The organism is Pirellulales bacterium, assembly GCA_035499655.1.
In the GTDB taxonomy this organism is placed as follows: Bacteria; Planctomycetota; Planctomycetia; order Pirellulales; family JADZDJ01; genus DATJYL01.
In genome coordinates this window covers 1-18994 of sequence record DATJYL010000048.1, presented here as the reverse complement: position 1 = coordinate 18994, position 18994 = coordinate 1, and the positions used below count along the sequence as shown (strand labels likewise).

General features: G+C 57.6%; 17 protein-coding genes and 1 tRNA gene. 5 read left to right on the top strand and 13 right to left on the bottom strand.

The genetic code is table 11. From position 1 onward, the window contains the following. Position 1: 1 nt before the first annotated feature. The 11 genes from VMJ32_03110 to VMJ32_03060 form a co-directional block, all read right to left on the bottom strand. Positions 2–1186: a hypothetical protein gene (locus VMJ32_03110; protein ID HTQ37986.1), complete on the bottom strand. Its 1185-nt coding sequence runs from the start codon at positions 1184–1186 to the stop codon at positions 2–4. 128 nt (positions 1187–1314) lie between these two features. Beyond that, entirely contained in the window at positions 1315–1602 is a 288-nt protein-coding gene (locus VMJ32_03105; GenBank protein ID HTQ37985.1) for a co-chaperone GroES, read from the bottom strand. Positions 1603–1803: 201 nt separating this feature from the next. Next, a complete protein-coding gene (locus VMJ32_03100; protein ID HTQ37984.1) occupies positions 1804–1968 on the bottom strand; it encodes a hypothetical protein in 165 nt (54 codons plus the stop codon). A gap of 33 nt (positions 1969–2001) precedes the next feature. Beyond that, a complete protein-coding gene (locus VMJ32_03095) occupies positions 2002–2523 on the bottom strand; it encodes a Minf_1886 family protein (protein ID HTQ37983.1) in 522 nt (173 codons plus the stop codon). Positions 2524–2572: 49 nt separating this feature from the next. Then, positions 2573–3430: a regulatory iron-sulfur-containing complex subunit RicT gene (gene ricT, locus VMJ32_03090; protein HTQ37982.1), complete on the bottom strand. Its 858-nt coding sequence runs from the start codon at positions 3428–3430 to the stop codon at positions 2573–2575. A gap of 94 nt (positions 3431–3524) precedes the next feature. Continuing rightward, entirely contained in the window at positions 3525–4661 is a 1137-nt protein-coding gene (locus VMJ32_03085) for a Gfo/Idh/MocA family oxidoreductase (protein ID HTQ37981.1), read from the bottom strand. A gap of 78 nt (positions 4662–4739) precedes the next feature. Beyond that, positions 4740–5135: a four helix bundle protein gene (locus VMJ32_03080; GenBank protein ID HTQ37980.1), complete on the bottom strand. Its 396-nt coding sequence runs from the start codon at positions 5133–5135 to the stop codon at positions 4740–4742. Between the two features lie 20 nt (positions 5136–5155). Continuing rightward, positions 5156–6331 (bottom strand): TIM barrel protein, encoded by a 1176-nt coding sequence (locus VMJ32_03075; protein ID HTQ37979.1) that lies wholly within the window; start codon positions 6329–6331, stop codon positions 5156–5158. Further along, entirely contained in the window at positions 6331–6891 is a 561-nt protein-coding gene (locus tag VMJ32_03070; GenBank protein ID HTQ37978.1) for a hypothetical protein, read from the bottom strand. Before VMJ32_03070 ends, VMJ32_03075 begins: the two co-directional genes overlap by 1 nt. Before the next feature lie 140 nt (positions 6892–7031). After that, complete coding sequence (locus VMJ32_03065) at positions 7032–8279, bottom strand: hypothetical protein (GenBank protein HTQ37977.1); 1248 nt, start codon at positions 8277–8279, stop codon at positions 7032–7034. 213 nt (positions 8280–8492) lie between these two features. Further along, the gene (locus tag VMJ32_03060; protein HTQ37976.1) at positions 8493–9188 is read right to left on the bottom strand and encodes a glycosyltransferase family 2 protein; all 696 of its coding nucleotides are present in this window, start codon (positions 9186–9188) and stop codon (positions 8493–8495) included. 372 nt (positions 9189–9560) lie between these two features. Between VMJ32_03060 and VMJ32_03055 the strand changes: the two genes are divergently transcribed. The 5 genes from VMJ32_03055 to VMJ32_03035 all read left to right on the top strand — a co-directional run bounded on the left by VMJ32_03055 (position 9561) and on the right by VMJ32_03035 (position 15700). Further along, positions 9561–11387: a S41 family peptidase gene (locus tag VMJ32_03055; GenBank protein HTQ37975.1), complete on the top strand. Its 1827-nt coding sequence runs from the start codon at positions 9561–9563 to the stop codon at positions 11385–11387. 196 nt (positions 11388–11583) lie between these two features. Continuing rightward, entirely contained in the window at positions 11584–12696 is a 1113-nt protein-coding gene (locus VMJ32_03050) for a zinc ribbon domain-containing protein (GenBank protein HTQ37974.1), read from the top strand. A gap of 66 nt (positions 12697–12762) precedes the next feature. After that, the gene (gene tsaD / locus VMJ32_03045; GenBank protein HTQ37973.1) at positions 12763–13785 is read left to right on the top strand and encodes a tRNA (adenosine(37)-N6)-threonylcarbamoyltransferase complex transferase subunit TsaD; all 1023 of its coding nucleotides are present in this window, start codon (positions 12763–12765) and stop codon (positions 13783–13785) included. 119 nt (positions 13786–13904) lie between these two features. Further along, positions 13905–13993, top strand: a tRNA-Ser gene (locus tag VMJ32_03040). Positions 13994–14272: 279 nt separating this feature from the next. After that, on the top strand, positions 14273–15700 hold the full coding sequence (locus VMJ32_03035; GenBank protein HTQ37972.1) for a DUF2252 domain-containing protein: 1428 nt from the start codon (positions 14273–14275) through the stop codon (positions 15698–15700). 110 nt (positions 15701–15810) lie between these two features. On the opposite strand, the gene VMJ32_03030 is transcribed toward VMJ32_03035, so the two are convergent. Both VMJ32_03030 and VMJ32_03025 read right to left on the bottom strand, forming a co-directional pair. Continuing rightward, positions 15811–17874 (bottom strand): M13 family metallopeptidase, encoded by a 2064-nt coding sequence (locus VMJ32_03030; GenBank protein ID HTQ37971.1) that lies wholly within the window; start codon positions 17872–17874, stop codon positions 15811–15813. A gap of 137 nt (positions 17875–18011) precedes the next feature. Beyond that, on the bottom strand, positions 18012–18629 hold the full coding sequence (locus VMJ32_03025; GenBank protein HTQ37970.1) for an LUD domain-containing protein: 618 nt from the start codon (positions 18627–18629) through the stop codon (positions 18012–18014). Positions 18630–18994 lie beyond the last annotated feature (365 nt).

Here is an 18994-nt window from a genome sequence, read left to right as displayed (position 1 = left end):
TTTACTTGGCACCGGCCGGCTTGCAGTAACTGAGGGACAACAGCGCATAGCTGGTCACCAAATTCCGGTCGCCTTCGTCAAAACGGTTGGCGCTGTTCACCCACGCGCCGGTGTCTTGCTGCCGCTTGGCCAATTCCTGCAGCAATTCGGCCTTCCACGCATGCGCTACGCCTTTGTCGTCGGTGAAGGTGTCGCTTTTCAATTCGCTGAGCGCCTTGGCCATAGTGTGGTAATAGTAGTACAAGCCCTTTTGGTCCATGCCCGGGTTGCGCGATAAATCGTAATGTTTTTTCACCCAGTCGAGGGCGGCTTTGACGCGTTCGTCTTCCGGCGTGAGTCCGGCGAAGATCATGCTTTTCAGCCCGGCGTAGGTCATCGAGCCGTAGCTGCGCAAGCCGCCGTCTTCGGTTTTTCCGGCGGGGCTTTGCCCGTCATCACACGGCGTGTAATAAAAACCGCCGTCGTTGATTTTGCCTGCAAACGGCGTCGTGTTGTATTTGTTTTCCAAATTTTGGCAGCGCGACACAAACACGAGCGCGCGTTGCACTGCTTCGTCGTTGGCTTCCGCGCCGGCGGCTTGCAGCGCATCGAGCAAGAAACTGGTATTGGACAAATCGGGCCGAGTTTTCGTGCGGCCGTAACCGGCGCCGCCGTATTGCAGGGCCGAATCGTCGGTTTTCCCGTCGGCGCCCCATTGGATGCTTTTCACATAATTTTCAGCGGCTTTAATCAAGTCTTTGTAGCGGCCGTCTTTGTTCGCTTCGGCAAAGCACATGATGGAAATGCTGGTTTCGTAATTCTGAATGGCCGAGTCCGGCCGGTAGATGCCGCCATCCGGCTGCACGAAGCCTTCCAAATACTTCAAACTTTTGGCAATGGCTGGATCATCCGGCGAACGGCCGCTGCGCAAGAGCGCGTCGACGCAGATGGCGGTTACCGCCGGGCTAATTTGGGCGCTGTAGGAGCCGTCGTCGGCCTCGCCCTTCTTCAGCAAGTAATCGACGCCCCGATCGACCGTGGTTTGATAAAGCTGCGGGTCGAATTGGACAGGAGCCGCCCCCTTTTGGTCCGTTGTGGCCGGAGCACTATCTGCCGCCAAGACCGCCGCGGGATAAGAAAACGAGAAACCCGAAACCAAGACAATGCAGCCAACAGACGCCAGAAAATGCTTTCGCGAGATGCGCATATCCACCTCCCAGGAAAGAACACAGGCAGTTCGGCCGCGTTTCGCACATCGCTGGGCGGCGATTGGTTAGATGCTTAATTATACAACACGCTGCAGGAGAGTCGATCATCGCTCAGCCACTGGCTTGGCTAATCGATCACCGCCAAAATATCGTCTTCGGTCATAATCAGCAATTTTTCGCCGTCGACTTCCACTTCCATGCCCGAATACGTCGAAAACAGCACTCGATCGCCTTCTTGAACCTGGCTTTGCAGGCGGGCGCCGTCTTTGCGTCGCCGGCCGTCGCCGACCGAAAGCACGCGCCCCTGCTGCGGCTTTTGCTGGGCGCTATCTGGCAGGACAATGCCGCCGGCTGTTTTTTTCTCTCCCTCCATACGCTTAATTACGACATGATTCCCCACTGGCACCACGTTCATCCAATGACACCTCCGCGCTGGACCCGATCTGAAAAAATCGCTTGCCAATCACGTGGCGGTAAAAGTAAACCGCGAATGGTCAGCCGCGAGCGAACGAGGCCGATTTTCGCACGCCCACTTGAGCCTTGCAAGCGGGTGAAGCTGGACCGGCGGAAACTGCTTTGCCGGTAGGCACATACGGTCGGAGCGCAAAGCGAATCATCATTTCCAAGCCATCCACGACAATGCTCCCAGCCAAGCAATCAACAGAATGGCGCTGAACACCAAGCACACAATTTGCCAGCGACGAGGCGCGGGGCGAGGTTCTTCCTGAGCGGGCTGGGCCACAACCTTTTGTTGCCGGCGTGGTTTGCTGATGTTGGCCATCGAACCTTGCTCGTGCGAGCCATTTTGTTTCCGTCATTCCGCTTGGGCTTGCGGGGCCGGCGTAATTTTAAAGTCGCGCACCAAGGCCGTGTCGAAATCGAATACGTCGTTAAAATCTTCGCGGCTGTCCTGTTTGGTTTTCCGCATCTGCCCAATCTCGATCAAATTGAACACGATATTTCCAATATCGCTGGTGCTGCGCACGCCCCAACTATTCAGCACGGCCTTAGCCATCAGTCCGAATTGCTCCAAGGCATACTGGCGAATGGCCTCGCACAATTGCTGGCCGGTCATGTGGCGCTCCAATTTGCGCTTGCGTTTAGCCTCCGGTTCCTCCTTGCGTTTAGCCGTGGGCTCCTGTTTGCGTTTGGCCGCGGGTTCTTCTTTGTGTTTAGCGGTCGGCTCCGCCTCTTCCTCTTCGGTGGGTTGTTCCTGCCCGAGCCCCATTTTCTCTTGGGCATAATTCAGTGATTCGAACACGAAAGCATACGCTTCGAACTTATAGCGTTTGTCGCTCTGCAAAAGTTTGGCAAGTGGATGGGCAGGATCAAGCATCGGCATGGTGGTGATTCGAGAGGTATGGTCTAGGAATTCGATTGGGTTATCACGCTTCCGCTTCGCCGGCCGTTCCGCCGGTGTCGGCGTCTTCGGCTCCTCGTTTCAGAACCGTCAGCACATCCATCGCGGGAATCAGCAACCGACGATGGTCTTCCGTCTCCACCAACAATTGCTGGGCTAAAATTTCGTGAGCCAGCACGCGCTGCCGGCCGCGCTGCGTGAGCACTTCGGAACCGACCGGCGGCAACTCTTTCTGCAGTTGCTCGTACGTATCGTACTCGTAACGCAGGCAACATTTAAGCCGCCCGCAACGCCCGGAAATTTTTGTGGGGTCCAGCGTGGCCTTTTGCAGTTTCGCCATTTTCATCGAAACCGGCGGCATTTCGCTCAAATGCGTGTTACAGCAGACCGGCTTGCCGCAATCGCCGTAATCGGCCAATAGTTTGGCTTCGTCGCGCACGCCGATCTGCCGCAATTCGATGCGGGTTTGAAACTCGCCGGCCAACTGCTTCACCAAATCGCGAAAATCGACCCGATTTTCCGCCAGATAATACACCACGATCCGTTCGCCGCCGAAAATGTGTTCCAAATCGACAAGTTCCATCGGGAGGCCGGAAGCGGCCACCAGCTCGCGGCACTTGATAAACTCGTCGCGCTGCTGGGCCAATAGACGCGACAGCTCCACTGAATCGGCTGGCGTCATCGCCCGTAAAATCTGTCCCTGAACGGGATTCTTCAGTTCCTTCGTGCTTTCTTCCGTGGCCTCGCTCAGCACCACGCTGCATTCCAAGCCGCGGTCGGTGCGCGCCACCACTTGCGAGCCGCGCGTAAACACTTCCTCTCCGCGGGTCGCCATGATCCCCAGAAACCGCATCGCGCCATAACGGACAATGTATTTGGGCATGGCGGGAAATTCTGTGAAGCAAGTTCAAAGGGAGGAAGCTGGAATGCGTTTGAAAATTCCGCTCAAGCGGAAGTGCCCCAGCAGCGTAGCATTTTTAGGCGATGCGCGTCCACTGCCCGCTTTTCCCGCTGGCTAGCACGGCGTCGCAAACTTTTTGCGTTTCCAGCGCTTCGCGGAATGTCGGGCTGGTCGGTTTGCCTTTGGCCAGGCCATCCAAAAAATCGGCCACCTGATGCACGAACGAATGCTCGTAGCCGATTTGCAAGCCCGGCACCCACCAATGGCTCATGTAGGGATGCTCGCCGTCGGTCACGTGAATGCTGCGCCAACCGCGCAGCGGGCCTTCATCGCGATGATCGAACCATTCCAATCGGTGCAGATCGTGCAAATCCCACTTGATGCTGGCATGCTCGCCATTGATTTCGAACGTGTACAGCGCCTTGTGCCCCCGGGCGTAACGAGTCGATTCGAACAGTCCCAGCGAGCCATTCCCAAATCGGCACAAAAACGCGCAGGCATCGTCGATGCCGACTTTTTCCACTTTGCCCGTGAGCGTGTGCTTTCGCTCCTTGATGAAGGTTTCGGTCATGGCGCTAACGGTGCTGATGCCGCCGTTGAGCCACAGGGCCGTATCGATGCAATGGGCGAGCAAATCACCGGTGACGCCGCTGCCGGCGGCCGCCACATCGAGCCGCCACAGCGCTGGGCCGCCTTGCGGCAAATCGGCCGACATGGTCCAGTCTTGCAAAAAATTCGCCCGATAGTGAAACACGCGGCCCAGCTTGCCCTGCTCGATCAGCTTTTTGGCGAAGGTGACGGCCGGCACGCGGCGGTAGTTATACCAGACCGAGTTCGGCACGCCGGCTTTTTCGACGGCCGCTACCATTTCGGCCCCTTCGGCGGCGTTCATGGCCAGCGGCTTTTCGCACAGAATGGTTTTGCCTGCGGCAGCCGCCGCGACGGCAATTTCTTTGTGCAAATTGTTGGGCGTGCAAATATCGACGGCGTCAATATCTTTCCGGGCGACGAGCTTTCGCCAATCGGTCTCGACCGATTCATAACCCCATTTTTCGGCAAAGGCTTTCGCCTTCTTCTCATCGCGCGCACAAACCGCCTTCAGCACCGGCCGGTATTCCAGATTGAAAAAATTGTTCACCTTCCGATATGCATTGGAATGCGCCCGGCCCATAAAGCCGTAACCGACGAGGCCGAGGTTAATTGGTTTAGTCATGTGAGTTTGGGAGAGGGATGAAAATGACGAATTCCGAATGACGAATGTCTAATGAATGACGAATTCCGAATGACGAAATCATTTCTTTGTCTTGGCGCGGAAAATGGCGGCAAAGATAAGGTGTAATTCCTTCGCCTCAACCCACAATGTGCGTGCATTGGCTTTCAATTCCGGCAGAGCGGCGACTAGCATTCGAAGCCAATGCTTTGTTTCGCGAGCTTCTCGTTTGCAAACGCTGATGCGATATAGAAATTCTTTTCGAGAGCCGGCATCGTCGGCCTCGCAGTAGTTGGCCCCGATGCTTGTCGCACTACGAACTAGTTGACCGATAATTGGATTGGTGACCGCTGTCAATTGAATGCCTTTAACGAAGCGAACCACCGATTCGCCGAACTTAGCGGTTCGTTCTTCGAGATCATATTTTGAGCGCTGTTGTGGCTGGCCATCGTTCGACATTTGTACTTCGTCATTCATTAGACATTAGACATTCGTCATTAGTCATTCCAACCGCAGGTTTCCCGCACTTTCAGCATCACGCCCAAAATCGTGTTCCAGGTTTGCTGCGTTTCCAGCATCGCATTCGGGAACATGCAGCCGTCCCAGCAGATGTGTTTGATGCCGCGCTGGGCGGCGTCTTTGAGCCAGTAGCCGGCGCACTTCACAATGTCGAGTTTGCCGTTGGGATCGTCCGCCGGGCAGTGGCGGCCGGTTTTGTCGTGGCTGCCGGTGCCGTGCACGCTGCCGTCGTTTTGGGCGACGTGGAAATCGATCGTCCAGGGCCGCAAGGCGTTCACCATATTTTCGTAGGCGTGCCAAAACTCAGCGTCGCTGTGATTCGGCTTGGCCAGCGCGTGCTCCGGGGCGTTGCAGCCCAGCAAATATAAATACGTGTGAGCCAAGTCGGCCTGAAAACCGACCGTGTCGGGCATGTCGACCGCTTCCAGCAAATTGAGCATGTCGCGCCAACTGTGCATGCCGGCCCAGCAAATTTCTCCCTCGGCGGCCAAGCGTTCGCCGAAATTTTTTGCCACTTTGGCGGCTTCGCGAAAAGTGTCGGCGATTTTTTTTGTGTTGCCTTTCGAATCGGCTGCCCAATGCGCGGGATTGTCCGCTGAATCAATGCGAATCACCCCGTACTTCCGCACGCCGTGTTGATTGAGGATGCGCGCAATGCGGCAGGCTTTCTCCACCGCCAACACAAATTTTTTCCGGGCGGTGGCGTCCCCCATCGCTGAATCGCCAACCGTGCCCGGCCACACCGGCGCGACAAGTGAACCGACGGCCAATCCGTGGGCCGCAATTTTATCGGCCATATTGCGAATTTCATCTTCGCCGGCATCGGGATCGGTATGCGGATGAAAGAGAAATAGATCGACACCGTCGAATTTTTGGCCGTTGACCGTGGCTGCGGCCGTCAATTCCAGCATGCGGTCCAAACTGATCGGCGGATGATCGGTCCCCGCTTCCTTGCCGACCAAACCCGGCCACATGGCGTTGTGCAACTTGGGCAGCGTGTGCGTGGGCATGATGGATGATTCCGGATTTGAAATATGGATTTCCAAGCCGACGACTTGGTCGTCGGTTATTCGACGGCGGAGCCGTCGGCTTGGGGTTGGGATGGTTATGTTTTTTTGCAATTCGTTCGACGGCGGAGCCGTCGGCTTGGGCATTACGAGTTTAAGATCTCGTCGATAATGTCCGCAAAGCTCGGCCAGACATGGATTAGGCAATTTTCATGTACGTGATGGTGTATGTATCGAAAGGCACCATGAAATTCGTCGTCGGTTTGTTTCGATTCCATGTGGCAGTTTTTGGTCCAGGGTCGCTTACCGTCAAAGCCAATCTCTCTTAGCGAGAGGGTCGCCTTTGCTTTGATACGACCGACTGCCAAGCGAATTGAAAGCCGTTCAAATTGCGCCAGCCAGTGCACGTGTGTTGTCCCGATGGAAATGATGGCTGGCACTACATCCATCTGTCGGATTTCGTCGACTGTCGCATTGAGTACGCACAGTTGTTGCCGCTTGGTTAACGAAATCGATGCGGCGGTTGTTTGCTGTGCAATACGACGCCTCTCGGCATAAACCGATGGATTGTAAACGGGTTCTCCGGGAGCCGCGTACCGTTTGGGCGGCGGCACATACTCGCGCTTTCGCCAAGTGCGAAATCCACGTGGATCGCCCGGCAGCCAGGAGCCGTAAGTCGTCCAGGTGATGAGCCACCATTTGGGCATGGATATATTCCATTGAGGATTCAATTTCATTCCCAAGCCGACGACTTGGTCGTCGGTTATCCGACGGCGGAGCCGTCGGCTTGGGGTTGAAATGGTTATGTTTTTTGCAATTCGTTCGACGGCGGAGCCGTCGGCTTGGGTTATCTCGTGTGATCACCCACCTTCGGCAAATTGGCGTGCACGTCGGGGCCGAAATAACGTAGCCCGACGAGCGGTTCGCTGCCGGTGTTTTCGATTTCCACGCCGCGGGCCGCTGCTTCGTGCGAAATGAAAACTTCGTCCTCGGTTTCCTCGCCGAAGCGAATCATCGCCGGGGTTTGCAAATTCAGCTTCCCCATCCGTCCCTTGCCTTGTACGGTGATCCAACCGCTGGCGCCGGGTTCTTTCAGCACACACTTCGCGCCGAGCTCCACGGTCAATTCCTTGGCGCTGAACAGCTGCACGCCGTCGATTGTGCCGTACACAATCCAGCGGTCGGTGAAGCCTGAGCCCGATTTCGCGCTGTCCGCAATCGGTTCCAAATAATTGTGTTCTTTGAAATGCGTGTCGACGTTGCGTTCCCAATCGAGCTCGCTGACGATGAAATCCAAATCGTGGTGTTTTTCCTGGGGCATGTCTTTCACCAGCAGCGACCAGGGCACGTACCGCCCTTCGACAATCGATTGAAACATGCCGAACACGTCGCTTCCCCATTGCGGCTCGTACGTGCAGAGCGAGCCCGGCGCGTGCAGCACCCCCGGCGGAATCAACCAACCCGTGCCGCGCTTCAACCGGTAGGCCCGCGACAAATCTAAAATGCCATTGTCCCCTTGGTTCCAATTCTCCAGGCACCGCCGCACTTGGGCTTTCGTCGTGCCCGGCTCCAAGCCCATGAAGGTGTACGCAAAATGATTGTCGCAGTTGTTGTATTGCGGGCAGAAATAATAACTTTCCGGCTTGCCTTCCTGGCCCACGAGCTTGGCGTGCTCGAAGCCCTGGTGCATGTGATGCGGAATGGGGCCCATGTTGTCGAAGAATTTGGAGTACACCGGCCAGTGTTTGTATTTGTCGAACATCGCTCGGCCGATCAGCCGCGCTCCCGCCTCGGCCACGGCATCGCGCAGCGTGAATCGCTCGCCGCCAAACGCTGCGTAACTTAACCCTTCGTCGGGCAGCCGGCCTTCGTTGGCGGCTTCGGTGGTGCTGGCGAACCAGCGTTCGTCAATGCCGCCGCGCTGGGCGCCGTAGGCATACCAATCGTCCGGATGCAGTTTGATGCGCTTGCCTGGGTGCAAAAAGCTGCGCGGCACCCACGTGGGCGTGAGCCGCAGCAGACCCTCGCCGGCGTCAAGCGCGCGTTCCAGAATTTTGCTAACGTTATCTTTCGAAGCGATTTTCGAACGCCTCATGGCCGAAACCTCCCCGTAAGAAAGCGCGGACCCAATGCACCGCGCATTTAGACTGAAAAGTCGGCAATTCTGTGATTGCCGCAAGCGGTGCATTCTAACCGAGAGTTCGGCGCAATAAAACGGGGACGGGGATGGAACAAAGCGAGCTGCAGCGCCACAAATCGCCGGCCATGACATCACCGGCTTACAGCTGGGCAGGTTCTGCCTATCGGCTTACTCACCCAACGTGAAATTCCGCACGCGCCCCAAAATGCTGGGCGATTTCAGGTTGTGCTGTTTATTCAGTGCCTGCTGGCTGTGGCTCCGTTTCGGGGCGGGTGCTTCCAACCAATTGGGCCGCGGAATGGCCGCCAGCGAATGCTCCAGCCGCTCCAACTGCCCCCGCCCGAGCAATAAGAAGTTGGATTTGGGGGCCCGGGCGTGAAGGCACTTTCCGCCGAGCAGTTGGGTGAACTGGATTTTCCCCGCCGCCGGCGGCACGGTTGTCTGCGATTGGGCGTCCACCCGCCACGATTTTCCGCGCGGCCCGGCCTTATCCTTTGCATTTGTGTGCGCACCTGCCGCCGCGGCCATGCGATTGCGCATTCGCCACAGCGAAACCACTTCGTCGGCGTCGATCGCGCCGCCGCAATGAATCATCAAAAATTCACCCCGGGCACATCGCGCTTGCTTGGCCAGGGCGGCGGCCCAACCCAAGGCGGTGGCGTGGCGGGTCACCTTTACTTGGGGGAAATCGCGGGCCAAATCGTAGGCCACTTCGGAGGTGGCATCGGTCGAGCCGTCGTCGATGATCAATACTTCAAAGCGGTTGGTCAGTTCCGGCAACGTGTCCAACAATTTATGCACGCCGGCCTGGAGCACCGCCTGGGCGTTATGGACCGACAGCAGCACGCTTAACGACGGTTTCAAACGGGTCCCCCTTCCACACGAAAATGCGCGCGTTAGGGCTCCCAGCTTTCGCGCGGTGGTGGAACTTATGCGCTGCCCTGCGCTAGACCATGCCGCTCTTACCAATCGGATGTCTCCGGGCAACGACTGTAGTCACCGCAGCCACAAACCAGTGGCGCGTAAAATGCCGTGCAGGACGGTCTTTCAGCCGCTGCCGTACAAGCCGATTCGTGCGGCAAGGGCTCGGTGGCATGCTCCCCGCAAGGCCAGAATGTTCTGCATAAACGCTATGCTCCCCTCCCAGAAAGTCGTTTATAATGAAGTGACCATTGAGGACCGGGCTTTTCGATTGCACCTGGGCGTTATGGAACAAGGAAAATTGGAGTACTTGCAATGAAGGCGTCTGTTCGTCGCATCGGCAAATTTTCTGCTCTGGGCCGCCTGCTTGGATTGTGGATGTTTGCCGCAGCCTGCGGCGCCGCCGTGGCCCCGCTGGTGTTCACAACTCCTTTGGCCAGAACCGCCCATGCGGCCGACGGCGCCGCCACGGACGCTAAACCCGCCGACGGCAAACCCGCTGACCCCAAATCCGAGGACGCAAAACCCGCCGAGGGCAAATCGCAAGCCGACCCCGACGCGCCGGGATCGCTGGAGAAATCTGAGAAAAAGTCCACCCCGCCTGCCGGCGACTCCGCCAAATCGTCGGACGATCAATCGACTGATTCCGCGAAACCCGCCGACGATAAAAGCTCAGGATCAGCCGCCGATGGCGCCAAACCCGGCCCGGTTACCCCTGCCGAAGCCGCGGCCCGTCGCCAGTTGGAAGATCAAGATTACGAATTTTATAAATCGCTGGCCGACACGATCGACCAGGTGGAACGCAACTATGTGAAGCCGATCGACCGGCGCGAGCTGATGGAAGCCGCCATTAAAGGGGTGCTGGGCAAGCTCGATCCCTATTCCAGTTACATCAGCCCCGACGAAATCAACGGCTTCCGCACCACGGTCGAAAGCCAGTTCGGCGGCATCGGCATTCAAATCACTCCCGACGACGGCCAGGTGAAAGTCAGCACGCCCCTGGTCGGCACGCCGGCCTATAAGGCGGGCGTGTTGGCGGGTGACCGAATCATCCGGATCGAAGGCGAATCGATTCGCGGCATGTCGCTGGACGATGTGGTCCGCAAGCTGAAGGGCGAAGTCGGCACCACCGTCTCGTTCACCGTGCGCCACGCCCTGACCGGCAAGGAAGAAACCTTTACCATCCAGCGCGAACTGATTCACGTCGACACGGTGATGGGCGATTCGCACCAGAGCGACGATACGTGGAATTACATGCTCGACACGGACCAGCACATCGGCTATATCCGCATTTCCGCCTTCAGCCGGGATACCGCCGACGATTTGAAGCGCGCCCTGGAAACGCTGAAGCAGCAAAAAATGCGCGGCCTGGTGCTCGATTTGCGATTCAACCCCGGCGGGCTGCTCACGTCGGCCATCGACGTGTGCAACATGTTCATTAGCGAGGGGCGCATTGTCAGCACCAAGGGGCGCAACAGTCCGGAGCGCGTGTGGGATGCCACCCCCGCGACCAAGTTCGAAGGCTTCCCCATGGCCGTGCTGGTGAACGAATACAGCGCCAGCGCCAGCGAAATTGTTTCCGCCTGCCTGCAAGACCACGATCGGGCCGTCATCATCGGCGAGCGGACCTGGGGCAAAGGCAGCGTGCAAAACGTGATCGAGCTGGAAGACGGCAAAAGCGCGCTGAAGTTGACCACCGCCACTTACACGCGGCCCAACGGTCACAACATCCATCGCTTTCCCGATTCCAAGGAAACGGACGAATGGGGCGTGAAGCCCAACGACGGCTACGAGGTGCGTTTGTCCGACGGCGAAATGGGCGCCCTGCTGGCAGACCGCCGCCAGCGCGACATTGTCCCCGGCCACTCCCACGAGGAGAAACCGCCGCAAACCCTGGCCGCCGCCAGCCCAGAAAAACCATCCGCGGACGCGCATGATGATGCTCATCACGACGACGCGCATCACGATGAGGTCCACCACGACGACGCCAAATCCTCCGCCGATGTCACCGCACCGGGCAAATCGGAAAAATCCGCCGCCGCTCAACCCTCGTCCCTCGTCCCTCACACCTCGAAGTTCACCGACCGTCAACTGCAAAAAGCGCTGGATTACTTGTCCACCGAGCTGGCCCACACGCAATAAACACTTTCACGAACCTGCGGTAGCCATAGCTGGATGCTCACAGCCTCAGGACCGGACGGCGTGGCCGTCCGGCTATTTCCTTCCGCAGCAATATTTTCTCCCGTATCGCGAATAACAAAAGGCTCCCGCTCGCGTGGCCGGGCCGTCATTTACCGCCGCAAAACAATTCATCTTATTACTGCCGCATCGTATCATCATGCGCCGCCTCCTGGTCGCTTGCCCGCAATGCAAACGTCAGTACGATGCCACCCAACTGGGCGTGGGCACTCGCTTTCACTGCCGCTGTGGGCAAATTCTCACCGTTCCGGCCCCGCAATCACAGGAAGCCAAACCGGTGTGCTGCTCTCACTGCGGCGCCCCGCGCACCGAAGGCGCCCTCAGCTGCGCGTACTGTGGCGCGGAATTCTCGCTCCATGACCGCGATCTCGACACCGTTTGCCCGCACTGCTTTGCCCGCGTCAGCAATCAGGCCCGGTTTTGCGAATTCTGCGGCGCCGCCATTCACCCGGAAACCACGGCCGGCGACGCCTCGCAATTGGTTTGCCCCGCCTGCGGCGAGGGCCACGTCCTCAGCAGCCGCGCTCTGGGAGATGTTTCCACGATGGAGTGCCAGCGCTGCGGCGGCCTGTGGCTTAGCCACGCGTCGTTTCAACAGCTCACCGAGCAAGCGGCCCAGCAAGGGTTGAATATCGATCCCCGTTTAACTCCCACCACTGCCCGCGCGCCGCACGCTGATGCTCCTCCGCCCGACGGTGATTTGTACTACCGACATTGCCCCACCTGTCAGCAATTGATGATCCGCCAAAATTACGGCCACGGCAGCAGCGTGATTATCGATATTTGCGGTCGTCACGGCGTCTGGCTCGATGCCGACGATTTGCCGCGCATCATCCAGTGGATTCACGACGGCGGCCTGGTTCGCGCCAATCAGGTTTCCGTGGTCCAGCAACAGCAGGCCGCCGAAGAGCTGCACGCCAAAGCCGTGGCCGAGGCCAAACTCATCGAGCGCGGTCCACGGGAGCCGGCCGACGACGAACCGCTGCGCTTTCTCGGCGGCTCCGCCGGCCGCATCCTCGAACTGATGGCCGGCCTGGTTCTGCTTCTCATGGCGGGCTTAATCACCCTCAGCCCTGACAGCGGCCTGTCGCACTTTTGGGGCAACCTGCTGGCGGCCATGGATCGCATGTCGACGCATCACCAAAATGTGATGCTGGGCGCCAACCACAATGCCTACCATGTGGTTACCGCCGGGATTATGTTCGCGGTCGCCGGCACCGCCTTGCTGTGGCACAGCGTGTTCCGCTCGTAACCCGCCCGGCCACCGCTCAATGACCAATTACTTCTGGCACCAACCACTGACAACTGGCACTGCCCCATGCGCATCCTTGTTTTGGAAACTACGTGCGACGAAACGGCGGCGGCTGTGATTGCCGAGCCGCTCGTGGTGCTTTCCTCGGTGGTGGCGTCGCAGGACGATTTGCACCGGCGGTTCGGCGGCGTGGTGCCGGAAATTGCCTCGCGGGCACACATGGAGCGGATTTTGCCCGTTATCGACGAGACGCTTCGCCGGGCGAACCTGACGGTGAACGAACTCGATGCTGTGGCCGTGGCCAACACGCCGGGACTGGCCGGTTCGCTGCTCGTCGGCCTGGCCGCGGCCAAGGCCTTGTGCGTGGCGACGGGCAAGCCGCTGGTGGCAGTCGATCATTTGCAAGCGCACATTTACGCCTGCCGCGTGGCCGGCGCGGAGCATTTGTTTCCCTGCGTAGGATTGATTGTCAGCGGCGGGCACAGCAGTTTGTATCGCTGCCAGACGGCGCTCGACTTCACATTGCTGGGGGGCACCATCGACGACGCCGCGGGCGAAGCGTTCGATAAAGTGGCCAGCCTGCTGGGATTGCCGTACCCTGGCGGACCGGCGATTCAGCAGGCCGCAGCCGGCGGAAATCCGCAGGCTTACGATTTTCCCCGCGCCTTTTTGCAAGACCGCGATCGACTGGCGTTCAGTTTTAGTGGACTGAAAACAGCGGTGCGGTATCAAATTTATCCGCCCGGCAAGGCGCCGCCGGCCGACACATTGCATCTGGACGAAAAAACCGTGGCCGACTTAGCGGCCAGCTTTCAGGAAGCGGTGGTCGATTGTTTGGTCGACAAATCGGCGTTGGCGCTCGATAAAACCGGCCTGAAGACGTTGGCCGTCGGCGGCGGCGTGGCGGCCAACTTGCGGTTGCGAAAGCGCCTGGAGGAAGCTTGCCGCCAGCGCGACTTCACGCTGCACATTGCTCCGCCGCAACTGTGCACCGACAACGCCGTGATGGGGGCGATTGCCCTGGAGCGGCTGAAAGCAGGTTTGACCGAGCCATTGAGTCTCGACGTCAAACCCGGCCTGGTGAGATAAAATCCGGAAACTTCTTGCCATCCACTCCACCGGGAATCAACTGAACCTTGCGGCGTGGAGTGGAATCAATAGAATTACGGCCTGGCAACCGTTACGCTGTGGCGGTTTGCGCCATCGCTGGAGAGGTGGCTGAGTGGTCGAAAGCGCCGGTTTGCTAAATCGGTGTGGGTGTCACAGCCCACCATGGGTTCGAATCCCATCCTCTCCGTTTTGCCGAAAGCACAGTTGCTATCAATTGGCCTTCCCGCTTCTGTAACTCGCTTGATGGCCCTGAAAAAAATGGCCTGGGCGTGGCCGATGCCACAATCCCTCGGGTGTTGGGACAATTTGAAATTCCGACAGCCGCTTTTCCCGACTGACACAGTCGGGCTATGTTCAAATTGGCCCACTACTATCCCTCGATTATGCTTGACTGAGGTTTTTTCACTGTTCTATTAACTCTATAGAAACCGACGATTTTCGCCGACGTACCAGCTAGGTGAATGTCATGAACAAAACAATCGTAACCGAACGAGAGAAAACCGAAAAAGCTCCCTCGCCATCGCGTGCAAATGCTTTGGCAAGCAAGCATCGCCTGATCAGCCACCGCCACGTGCATGGCAAAGAATTGCGTCAGCATGTGCCGCGTTCCAGCCATGCCGACTGGTCGGCGCCGGCCGATCGGGACGATCCGATTGCGATTCTGGTTGCCTCCAGCGCGCGGCGCGTCAAGCATTTGGTGCCGATCCGTTATGGCCGGATGCTCCAATCGCCGTTCGCTTTTTATCGAGGGGCCGCCGCGATTATGGCCGCCGACCTGGCGCGCACTCCCATCACGGGTTTGAAGGTCCAGCTCTGCGGCGATTGCCACTTGATGAATTTCGGCGTCTTCGCCACGCCTGAGCGGCATTTAATTTTCGACGTGAACGACTTCGACGAAACCTTGCCCGGGCCCTGGGAATGGGATTTGAAACGGTTGACCGCCAGCTTCATGATCGCCGGTCGCCACAACCAATTTAAGCGTGGGCAAGCGCGCGGCGCGGCCTTGGCCTGTGCCTGCAGCTATCGCGAGCAAATGGCCAGATATTCGCAAATGCCGGCCCTCGAAATTTGGTATGAGCGAATCGATGTCGACGAATTGCTCGATCACTTGCCCGAAAAATCGTTTCGCGAGCAGGCCCAAGCCGACATTCGCAAGGCTGCCCACGGCGGTACGGAACACGATTTTCCAAAACTCGTCGAACTGGAGAAAGATCAGCCGAAAATCCGCGATAATCCGCCGCTGGTGTATCACCCACGGCATGCCGAAGCGCGCGAGTTTATTGAAGACTTGCAGCAAGCCTTTCATCGTTACCGCAAAACGCTGCCTGACGAGCGCCGAGTGCTGATCGACCGCTATACGTTGACCGATCATGCCGTCAAGGTCGTCGGGGTTGGCAGCGTCGGAACGCGCTGTGGAATTTTGCTGCTGATGGCTGGCCCTGAGGATCCGCTGTTCTTGCAGGTGAAGGAAGCCAATTCGTCGGTGTTGGAGCCGTATTTAGGAAAGTCGGAATACGATAGTCATGGCGAGCGTGTGGTGATTGGGCAGCGGCTGATGCAGGCGGCCAGCGATTTATTCCTCGGTTGGACTTACGGCCGCGGGGGCCGGCATTTCTACATCCGCCAATTGCACGATGTCAAAGTCAAGCCCATGGTCGAGGTGTATGACCCGCCTACCATGAATGTCTATGCGCAATATTGCGGATGGGTGTTGGCGCGTGCTCATGCCCGCAGCGGGAACCCCAAGACGATCAGCGAATATCTTGGGGCCAGCGATCGGTTCGATCAATCCATTGCCGACTTTGCGGAATCTTACGCCGATCAAAATGAAAAAGATTACCGGGAATTCGTGCGGGCCGTCCGCAAACGACGGTTGCTTGCCGTGGTTGAATAGACATGACTGTTGTGGCCGCCTGCCTTCTTGATTTCGGCTTATGCCAAACCGTGGACTACGCCTAAAAGCGTGCTCAGAGGCCACAGCGAAGTGTAAATTTCCGAGGTCTGCTACCACACTTCCAGCCGCTGCTCCGGTGGGCGATACATTTTCTGCCCGGGCTGAATGTCAAACGCTTCGTAAAAAGCCGGGACGTTGGAAAGCGGCACCAAAGTACGGAAATGCTCCGGCGAGTGCGGATTGGTGCGGAGCATCACTTTCAAATCGGCGTCGCGCTGCGAGCCGCGCCACACCTGGGCGTAACCGATGAAGAACCGCTGCGGGCCGGTGAAGCCGTCGATGACCGGCGCCGGCTTGCCGTTCAGCGATTTTTGATACGCCGCATAGGAAATGGTGACGCCGCCCAAATCGGCCAGGTTTTCGCCCAATGTCAAGAGGCCGTTAATATGCAGGTCTTCGATGGGATTGCACTCGTTGTACTGCTTGACCAGCTTGTCGGTTTTGGCGGTGAAATGAGCGCGGTCGTCGGCGGTCCACCAGTTGCGTAAATTTCCGTCGGCATCGGAGCGGCTTCCTTGATCGTCAAAGCCATGCGTAATTTCGTGGCCAATGACCGCGCCAATGCCGCCATAATTCACGGCGTCGTCAGCGGTCATGTCGAAAAACGGCGGCTGTAAAATGCCCGCGGGGAAGACAATTTCGTTGAGATTTGGATTGTAGTAGGCATTCACCGTCGGCGGCGACATGGACCATTCGTCGCGATCCACGGGCTTGTGCAGTCGCGCCAATCGGTACTGCATGTCGAAGGCATCGGCCCGCATTACGTTTTGAAGGTAAGAATCGGTCCCAATTTCGAGTGCGGTATAATCGCGCCATTTGTTCGGATAACCGATTTTCGGTCGCACCGCCGCCAACTTGGCCAGCGCTTCCTGCTTGGTTTCCGGGCTCATCCAATCGCGCGATTCAATGCGTTCCTTGTAGGCCAGCATCAGGTTTTTGACCAGCTCGTCCATTCGCTGTTTGGCCTGCGGCGGAAAATATTTTTGGACGTACAGCCGGCCCAGCGCCTCGCCCATTTGGCCGTCCAATGTGCCAATCGCCCGTTTCCAGCGGGGCTGCAATTGCTTGATGCCGCGCAACTGGGCGCCATAAAAATGGAAGTTTTCGTTGACAAAATCGTCGCTCAAATAGGGCGCGGCGGAGTGAATGACGTGCCAGCGCAGATAGGTTTGCCAATCGGCAATCGGTGTCGATTTCAGCAATTCATTGACGCGCTTGAAAAATTCCGGCTGGCCGACGACCGCTTCGGTCACTGCGGGGGCATTCACGAGTTTCCAAAATGCGCTCCAATCTAAATTCGGCGTCAACTCGGCCAGTTCGGCCGAGGTCATTTTGTTGTATTGCGCTTCCCGATCGCGCAATTGCACCGGCGTGCGGGAAGCCTCGGCCAGTTGTGTTTCAATTCGCAAGACTGTGTCGGCGGCCGCTTTGGCCGCTTCCGGCGAATCTCCGAGCAGCTTAAACATGTTTTCGATGTGCTGCCGATATTGATCGCGAATGCGCTTTGAGTCGTCGGTAGTGTCTAAATAATAACTGCGATCCGGCAAACCGAGTCCGCCTTGCCAAAGGACGATGGTATACTGCGAACTGTGCTTTTCGTCTTGATCGGCGGAAAATCCGAATAGCCCCGCTGAAAGCCCCGAAGCGCGCAACTGCCCGATCAGCGAGATCAATTCGTCGGTGCTTTTAATTTTTGAAATGCTCTCAAACGTGTCCGCCAGCGGCTTGGCTTCCTGGTCGTTGAGCTGTTTTTCGTCCATGGCCGTTTGATAGAAATCGCGGAGCTTCCGCGAATCGGCATCCAGCGGCGTGGTTTGATTGGAAAGCCCTTCCACAATTTCGCGCAAGTGCGTGAGATTGTCGTCGTGCAGCTTCGGGAACGCGCCCCAGCGGCTATATTCGGCGGGAATGGGGTTTTCCTTGATCCATTGGCCGTTGACGTATTGAAAGAAATCGTCGCCGGGCTTGACGGATGAATCGAATGTGTCGCGGTCGATGCCGCTCTTCAACTGCGGCTTTTCGATCGTATCAGCCCGCAGGCTGACGGCCCAGTTCATCACTAACCCAAGGAGTACGCAGGGAATCAGTCGATGCCAGTTCTGCCGAATCATCATGAACATCCTCGCCGTGAGACAAAATCAGGGTCCAATGTTTTTTTCTACGAATTCGCCCGCGGTGTGGGTCGCCGGCAGTGGCCCGCAGCCGGAGGCCGCGTTCCAGCCGATTTCTGGTGCATGAGCGGTAGCCCGCGTCATCCGATGCAAAACACTGTCAGCGACCGCGGCCCGTGCGCCCCAATGACCAGCGATTGCTCGATATCCGCCGTTTTGGAAGGCCCGGCAATAAACGCGCCGAACTCCGCCCGATCGAACTTTATTCGTTCGTAGGCTTGGTGCATATTGTCAACAATTTGGCCGGCCGGCAACACCAGTGCTAAATGCTGCACAATAAAAAACAGGGCCCGCAGCGGCAAATTGCGGTCGGTCACCCAAATGGCGGCGTTTTCCGCCACGCCGAAATTGCCCGATAGAATGGCGAAGTCGATCGGCTCCAAGGCGTGCGGATCGCTGATTGCGGTCAAATCGACATTTGATGTGCCAATGCCAGGCACGAGCGAGATGAATTGCTTGGCATCGCGATACGCTGGAATTTCGCCCAGCGCAACATGAGCCGCTGCCGCATAGGACACGCGCACAAATTGCCCGCCGATTTCAGAAAGAACCTTGGCGAATTGGGCCGGCCGGTCTGGGTAGGTGATCCACTGGCGATCCAGCGTGGGCAACTCACTGGCGAGCGGTTGATGTGCGCGAACCGTCGCTAGAATTTCCTCCCGGCTGCGGCGTGGTTCCGGCGGTTGTGTTTCGGCCATAACGCTGTTGGTAAAGCTGTCGGAAACCGGACATTGAACAGAAGATAACGGAGGGAACGGAGAGAAAAACTTTCAGAAACACATTCAATTGTTTAGTTGCCGCTTGTTTTAGCTCTTTTTCTAAAAAAAGATATTCGCTGAAACCAACAGAAGGAAAAGACGAAATTTCTTCAGCGGAACTCTGTTTCCTCCGTTTCCTCCTGTAAAATTTGGTTTCGGGAAATTTCTCATTGTGTCAAATATTTGCTCCAGGCAGGATGAGTCTACTGATGCCGTCTGTTAGCTTCAGTTCGTGAAAATTCAGTAGCAGCCCGAGCGGCACATTAAGAAGTTTCATGTAACTTAGGACCTGCGCTTTGTGGATC